Raw genomic sequence first — 935 nt, forward strand, 5'->3', positions numbered from 1 at the left:
TGCCCGTGCTCGCCTACTTCGTCGCCAAGGGCAAGAAGGGCAACGCGTTCGGCATCGTCGAAGCGCATCTCGGCCCGGAACAGGAACGCCTGCCGCTCGTCTATCCGGTCACGACCGAAGCGCTCGAACCGCCGCTCTCGTACGAGACCATCATCGCCGAGTTTTACGACGACGCGGCGCGCACCGTCGCCGCGCATCTCGACGCGGGCCGCGACGTGGCCGTGATCTGCGAAGGCGATCCGTTCTTCTACGGCTCGTACATGTATCTGCACGACCGCCTCGCCGCGCGCTACGAAGTCGACGTCGTGCCCGGCGTGTGCTCGATGCTCGGCGGCGCGGCGGTGCTCGGCTCACCGCTCGTGTACCGCAACCAGAGTCTCGCGGTGCTCTCGGGCGTGCTGCCCGAGGATCAACTGCGCCGCCGTCTCGCCGACGCGGACGCCGCCGTCATCATGAAGCTCGGCCGTAACTTCGAGAAAGTGCGCCGCGTACTCGCCGATCTCGGTCTCGCGAAGCGCGCGCTCTACGTCGAGCGCGCGACCATGGCGAACCAGCGCATCGTGCCGCTCGACGACGTCGATCCGATGGCCTCGCCGTATTTCTCGCTGCTCGTGGTGCCGGGGGAAAAATGGCAAGCATGAACGCCGAACTGCGCGCGCCCGCCGTGATCGTGCTCGGCCCGGGCGCGCTCGCCACCGCGCAGCGCGTGAAGGCATGCTACGCAGGCGCGCAGATTCATGCGCTGCAAGACCGCGCGCAAGGCGACGTCGCGTTCAGCGAACTCGGCGAGCACCTGCGCGAGCTGTACCGGCGCGGCACGCCGCTCGTCGCGCTGTGCGCGGCGGGTATCGTGATCCGCTGCCTCGCGCCGCTGCTCGCGAACAAGGGCGCGGAGCCGCCCGTGCTCGCGCTCGCCGAGGACGGCAGCGCGGTCG

The 935-nt window shown here is 69.4% G+C and carries 1 protein-coding gene and 1 pseudogene; both read left to right on the top strand.

Translation table 11 applies throughout. The features are described 5' to 3' along the window. Window positions 1-641 (top strand): precorrin-2 C(20)-methyltransferase (locus G3N97_RS38880; protein WP_205998012.1); only part of this gene is annotated, 641 nt, incomplete at its 5' end. Beyond that, window positions 629-935 (top strand): annotated as a pseudogene (locus G3N97_RS38885) (cobalamin biosynthesis protein CbiG); the annotation flags it as partial. The gene G3N97_RS38880 and the pseudogene G3N97_RS38885, both read left to right, overlap by 13 nt.

It is taken from the genome of Paraburkholderia sp. Ac-20347, assembly GCF_017104805.1.
GTDB classification, from domain to species: Bacteria; Pseudomonadota; Gammaproteobacteria; order Burkholderiales; family Burkholderiaceae; genus Paraburkholderia; species Paraburkholderia tropica.